This is a genomic window from Rhodoferax sp., assembly GCF_028715765.1.
In the GTDB taxonomy this organism is placed as follows: domain Bacteria; phylum Pseudomonadota; class Gammaproteobacteria; order Burkholderiales; family Burkholderiaceae_C; genus Rhodoferax.
Genome location: NZ_JAQURE010000090.1, coordinates 1 through 4,519, shown reverse-complemented (window position 1 = coordinate 4,519; position 4,519 = coordinate 1). Strand labels below are relative to the sequence as shown.

Sequence of the window (4,519 nt, the reverse complement as noted above, 5' to 3'; positions counted from 1 at the left end):
CGGCCGTCGTCAAGCTCCAGCGCAGGCACTTTGGCCAGCGGACTCTTGGCGCGGTAGACCTCGCCTTTGTGCTCCAGGGCATTCAAGTCCACCTCGACCAGGCTGATCTGGGTGATGTTTTTCTCGGCCATGAACATCGTCACACGGCGTGGGTTGGGGGCGCGTTGCGCTGTATACAGCTTCATGTTCAAACACCTGATTGAATGGATTGACCGCGCTCCAGCATTTTGCGGGCGTTGTCGGTAAAGGCTTGGGCTTTGGCCGGGTCGTCTACCCGGGCGTCCAGAGCCGACGGGGGTTGCTCTATGCCGCGTTGCACCGCCGGGCGGGCGCGCAACTGGTCGCGCCAGCGCTTGAGGTGGGGCAAGTCGTCCATCGCCACGCCCGACCAACGGTGTGTGCGCACCCAGGCCCAGTTGGCGATGTCGGCAATGGAATAGTCGCCCGCCAAGAACTCATGGTCTTTCAAATGCCCGTCAAGCACCCGAAACAAGCGCTTGGTTTCACCTTGATAGCGCTCAATCACGCTGGGGATTTTTTCCGGGAAGTAGCGGTAAAACACATTGGCCTGCCCCATCATCGGGCCAATGCCGCCCATTTGAAACATCAGCCACTGCAACACGCGAGAGCGGCCTTTGGCATCTGGCGGCATCAACTGACCGGTTTTCTCAGCCAGGTAAATCAGGCAGGCACCTGACTCAAACACGGCAAAGTCGCCTTCGTCGCGGTCCACCAGGGCAGGGATGCGCCCGTTGGGGTTGATGGCCAAAAATTCTGGGCGCTTTTGCTCAGCTTGGCTGAGGTCAAGCACCTTGAGCGTGTAGGGCAAGCCCAGCTCTTCCAAGGCAATAGACACCTTGTGCCCGTTGGGCGTGGCAGCGGTATAGAGATCAATCATGGCGTGGTTTGTGGTGAGAGGGTGCCAGATGGTACGGCCTCAAGGTGTGCCAGCCACTGCGCCAATTGCGCCACAACCTGCTCAGTGGCTTGACCCAGCGCATGGACACCGCCGCTGGCATCGGGGGTGGTGGCCACTTGGGTCACGGCAAAGCTGCGCTGTCCCACCAGGCTTTCACCCGCAAAGCTGCGCTGCGTCAGGGTGGCACGCAGGCGCAACACCCCGGCACTGTGTTGCGGGGCGTCAAACACCTGACTGAATTCTTCCAGTTCCAGGTGCAAGTTCAGCAGTTGGGCAGGCAAGGTCGGCGGCGGGATGGCTGGGCTGGCCGCAACCAGCGCTGCATTCGAGGCAGCCGTTGGCCGCGCGGGGCGTGCCAGCGCCAGGCCGCCCGTGGTCCACACCGGGCGCTGCTGCTCCAGCGCTGCGCGCACACGCTGCCCCACCAACTGGGCGGGTGGCATGCTCCAGCGGGCCTGGGCGTAGGGCTTGAGCTGCTGCACATCGGCGTAGGCCAGTCGGTACATCAGCGCCGGGCTGTTGAGCGCCGCACTGGCGCGCACTGGTGCCAACTCCAAGGCCGGCAACCCGGTCGCCCCACGCGCTGGTGCACTGGCGGCGGACAAGGCACCGGGACCAAAGTCATACACCACCCCACTGCCTGGCGCGCGTGGCGAAGCACAGCCCACCAAAACCAGTGAAACAGATAAAAAAAAGCCTCTAGCCCTACGAGAGATTGCGTGAACAGCTATCAAATTCATCATCTTCTCAACTCCCAAAAAGCATGGCCAGGGATGTTCGCCAACCCACCTGGCTGGCCTGGGCTAGGTTTGGGCACACATTGATAGGCATGGTTTGTTTTGATGAAACGCACGCCTAACGCCTTGGCACGGCAGGCGGGGCAAAACCGGGCTCGCCAGGGCCTGGCTCGGCGGCGGGTTTACCCAGCAGCAGGGCTTGCGGCTGGTCTGCCAAAGTGTTGGCCAGTTCATTCAAGCCCTGCGTGGTGCGCTGCGCGCCCTGCAGCACCAATTCGAGCTCAGGCACGGTGCGATGGCGCACAGCCTGACCCGTGGCCACCCACACCTCAGTGAACTGACTGAACTGGTCTAGCGTGCCGCCGCTGGCAAACATACGCTCGGTCACACGCTGAAAAGCACGTGCCGAGGTGCGCGCCGCATCGGCACTGTCGCCCACCCTTTGCGCTGTGGCTTTCACCACAGCCAGCGTGTCTTGGCTGGCTTGCGCCAGCGCTGGCAAGTGGTTGCGGGTTTGGGCACTGAGCTGCTGCAGTTCTGCAGCGGCCAGGCCGATCTGGCGCACAGCAACCATCAGCGCTTGCTGGTGGTCTGGCGCGAGCAGTTGGTTGGCACGCTGCGCAGACTGCTCCAGTTGCCCCAGCAAACGCTCACCACGGTCGGCCAAGGTGCTCATCAGCCCCGGTTTGAGGGGCAGGCGACTGTGCGGCGGCAGGCGGCTGGGGCTGGCCGCGGTAGCCGCCAGCGGTGCATCGTCAAGCTGAATGAAAGCCAGGCCAGTGACCCCCTGAAAACCCAGGCTGGCCGTGGTTCGGCTGGTGATGGGCGCGCTGTCTTCCACGGCAATTTGCACCAGCACTTGCCCTGGCGTGAGGGGGTCCAGGCCAATGGCGCTGACCTTGCCTACAGGCACGCCCAGGTAGCGCACACTGGCTTGCGGCTGCAGACCACTGACATTGACCGCACCCGCCAGCTCATAGCTGACCAGGGCACGGGTGTCACGCGTGAGCCACACCGCCAGGGCCATCAAGACAGCCGTCAGCAGCAGCACAAAACTGCCCGCGGCCACAGCGTGAGATTTGTTTTCCATGGCGTAGATTAACTGGTTTGCGGGCGGGTTTGCAGCAAGGCACGGGCTCGGCGGCCACGCTCACCCAGAAAATAGTCTTGGATGAACGGGTGCGGGTGCGCCATCACCTGCGCGGCGCTGCCCTGCGCCACGATGTGTTTATCGGCCACCACGGCAATGCGGGTGGACAACGCGAGCAAGGTGTCAAGGTCGTGCGTGACCATCACCACCGTCAAACCCAGCTCTTGGTGCAGCGACTGCAGCAGGGCACAAAACGCGTCGGCGCTGCCGGGGTCAAGCCCGGCGGTCGGCTCATCGAGCAGCAGCAAGGGCGGATCCATCACCAGCGCACGCGCCAGCGCCGCACGCTTGACCATGCCGCCAGACAAATCGGCAGGCATTTTGTGTGCCGCGCTGGCATCGAGCCCAACCATGCGCAACTTGACCATGGCCACATCACGCACCAAACTTGGCGGCAGCGTTTTGAGCTCACGCAAGGCAAAGGCAATGTTGTCAAGCACACTGAAAGCCGAAAACAGCGCCCCATGCTGAAACAACATGCCGACCCGGCTGGCCGCGCCCTCACGTCCCATGCTGGCAGCGGCCTCCCCTAACACCGTGACACGCCCACGCGCCGGTGTTTCCAGCCCCAAAATTTGCCGCAACAACACGGTTTTTCCGCTGCCTGAGCCACCCACAATCGACAGCAATTCGCCGCGCTCAATGCGCAAATTCAAGTCTTGATGCACCACCGCGTCCACCCCGCCACCGCGAAACACCGACCACAACGCATCAATCTCGACCACGGCGCGGTTCATAAGCCAACGTTCCTGAACACCACAGCAAACAGCGCATCCACCAGCAGCACCACCGTGATGCTGGTCACCACCGAGGCGGTGGTGCCTTGCCCAAGGCTTTCGGTGTTGGGTTTGACGCGCAAGCCAAAGTGGCAGCCCACCAACGCAATCAACCCGCCAAACACCACCGACTTGGCACACGCCAGCCACAGCGTGCCCACCGCCACGGTGCGCGGCAGCGTGCTGAAAAAATAGGCCGGCGTCACGCCCAGCGTGGCATCGGCCGCCAGCATGCCGCCCAACAGCGCCGCCAGCGTGGTCCAGACGCTGATCAATGGCATGGCCAGCGCGCACGCCAAGGCACGTGGCAGCACCAGCCGATAGCCTTGGGCAATGCCCATGACACGCATGGCATCAAGCTCTTCGGTCACGCGCATCACGCCAATTTGCGCCGTGATGGCCGAGCCCGAGCGCCCGGCAATCAAGATGGCGGCCAGCATGGGCCCGAGCTCACGGATCAGCCCCACCCCCAAAATATGAACGATGAAGGCATCTGCACCAAACTGGCGCAACTGGCGCGACATCAGGTAAGCCAGCACCGTGCCAATCATGAAACCCACCAGCGCGGTAATCGGCAGCGCCGTGGCACCAATGCGATAGAGGTGGCCAGACACATCGCGCCACGGGCCACGCCTGGGGTGGCGCAGCAGGGTCAACAGGTCAAGCCACAGTTGCCCAGTGAGCGCCAGCAGCCCCAAGGCGTGATCCCACAGCCGCCACAGGCGCTCGCCCAATTGCAAAAACAGGGGCCACAGCCGCCGCCGAGGGGGTGGCAAAGCAGGCGTAGAAAAACGCGCCACCCGCTCCAGCATGGCCTGCTGACCGGGGCTTAAAAGCACTTGCGCAGGCCACTGCCGCCCCCAGCGGTTCCACAACAGTTGAGCCCCAGTGTGGTCAAGCCGGGTGACGGCGCGCAGGTCCCAGCCACCCTGGCCAC

General features: G+C 63.4%; 6 protein-coding genes. All 6 read right to left on the bottom strand.

What is annotated here, in order from left to right:
* A partial coding sequence (locus PHT20_RS16295; RefSeq protein WP_301021356.1) for a glutathione S-transferase N-terminal domain-containing protein occupies positions 1 to 185 on the bottom strand: 185 nt, incomplete at its 3' end.
* A 2-nt stretch (positions 186 to 187) separates the two neighbouring features.
* Positions 188 to 898: a glutathione S-transferase N-terminal domain-containing protein gene (locus PHT20_RS16290; RefSeq protein WP_301021355.1), complete on the bottom strand. Its 711-nt coding sequence runs from the start codon at positions 896 to 898 to the stop codon at positions 188 to 190.
* Positions 895 to 1,587 (bottom strand): ABC-type transport auxiliary lipoprotein family protein, encoded by a 693-nt coding sequence (locus PHT20_RS16285; RefSeq protein ID WP_301021354.1) that lies wholly within the window; start codon positions 1,585 to 1,587, stop codon positions 895 to 897. The genes PHT20_RS16290 and PHT20_RS16285 overlap by 4 nt, the downstream gene beginning before the upstream one ends.
* 187 nt (positions 1,588 to 1,774) lie before the next feature.
* Positions 1,775 to 2,746 (bottom strand): MlaD family protein, encoded by a 972-nt coding sequence (locus tag PHT20_RS16280; protein WP_301021353.1) that lies wholly within the window; start codon positions 2,744 to 2,746, stop codon positions 1,775 to 1,777.
* A gap of 8 nt (positions 2,747 to 2,754) precedes the next feature.
* Positions 2,755 to 3,543 (bottom strand): ATP-binding cassette domain-containing protein, encoded by a 789-nt coding sequence (locus tag PHT20_RS16275; protein WP_301021352.1) that lies wholly within the window; start codon positions 3,541 to 3,543, stop codon positions 2,755 to 2,757.
* A partial coding sequence (locus tag PHT20_RS16270) for an ABC transporter permease (RefSeq protein ID WP_301021351.1) occupies positions 3,540 to 4,519 on the bottom strand: 980 nt, incomplete at its 5' end. The genes PHT20_RS16270 and PHT20_RS16275, both read right to left, overlap by 4 nt.

What these genes read in the sequence shown, in the direction of transcription:
- PHT20_RS16290 (WP_301021355.1), bottom strand. Translation starts at nt 898, where the DNA reads ATGATTGATCTCTATACCGCTGCCACGCCCAACGGGCACAAGGTGTCT.
- PHT20_RS16280 (WP_301021353.1), bottom strand. Translation starts at nt 2,746, where the DNA reads ATGGAAAACAAATCTCACGCTGTGGCCGCGGGCAGTTTTGTGCTGCTG.
- PHT20_RS16275 (WP_301021352.1), bottom strand. Translation starts at nt 3,543, where the DNA reads ATGAACCGCGCCGTGGTCGAGATTGATGCGTTGTGGTCGGTGTTTCGC.